We start from the raw sequence: 1,125 nt of genomic DNA, 5'->3' as shown, positions 1-1,125 counted from the left end.
TGTAGCTGTAAACACTCGTCAATCACATCGCACTGGATCTCGGTAGTCAATAATTTAAGCTTCGCTGCGGTCACCACATCTAGTTGCTTATTAATATGCAGCTCTAAGCATTTATCGACAAATACACGCGCCATCGTCAAGGTTGCTGACATTTCGGCAAGCTTAAACTGGGTGTTCTGGAACGATGCTATTTCACGGCCGAAGGCTTTACGCTCTTTAACGTATGCGACTGTTTGCTCAAGAATCGACTCTGCACTAGCGATCGCGTTTAAGCCTACCGATAGCCGCTCTTGTGGTAGCTCCTGCATAAGGTAGATAAAGCCCATGCCTTCAGCACCTAGCACGTTTTCTTTTGGGACTTTTACATCCTGGAAGAATAGCTCTGACGTATCCTGTGCCTTCATACCGATCTTATGAAGATTGGTGCCTTTTTCAAAGCCGGGTGAGTTTGCCTCAACTAACAGAAGGCTCGTACCTTTTGCGCCAGCTTCAGGGTTAGTTTTAGCCACCACGATAATTAAATCTGCTAACTGTCCATTAGTGATAAAGGTCTTAGAACCATTGAGTGTATAGAACTCGCCTGACTCGTCTAACACAGCATTGGTTTTCACACCTTGTAAGTCAGAACCGGTGCCAGGCTCTGTCATGGCAATCGCGGTCACAATTGAACCATCAACACAACCCGGCAGGTACTTTTGCTTTTGCTCTTCGGAACCGTAAGCCATGATGTAAGGCACCGCGATGTCTGAGTGCAAGCCAAAGCCGATACCACTTAAGCCGTAATTAGCAACTTCTTCATCGATCACCGCATTGAAACGAAAGTCACCTTCAACACCGCCGTATGCTTCTGGGACAGTTTGGCTTAAAAAGCCGTGTTCACCAGCCTTCTTCCATAGTTCACGAGATACCTGACCGTCTTTCTCCCATTGCTCGTGGTGAGGCACAGCTTCAGCTTCAAGGAACTTCTTAAACGCATCGCGAAACATTTCTTGTTCAGATTCAAATACTGTTCGTTTAATCATCTTTTTCTACCTTTCTTAGAATTATTCAAAGCTTGTGAGGCCCAAAACCTCACAAACTGGTTGATATAGATTTAGCTAGTCTTTGAACGTCAAATTGTCTCGG

At 45.3% G+C, this 1,125-nt stretch carries 1 protein-coding gene; it reads right to left on the bottom strand.

What is annotated here, in order from left to right:
* Window positions 1-1,022 (bottom strand): acyl-CoA dehydrogenase family protein (locus tag A3756_RS01180; RefSeq protein ID WP_068552712.1); only part of this gene is annotated, 1,022 nt, incomplete at its 3' end.
* Window positions 1,023-1,125 lie beyond the last annotated feature (103 nt).

The sequence above is a fragment of the Oleiphilus sp. HI0086 genome (assembly GCF_001635225.1).
This window is presented reverse-complemented; position numbering and strand designations above follow the sequence as displayed.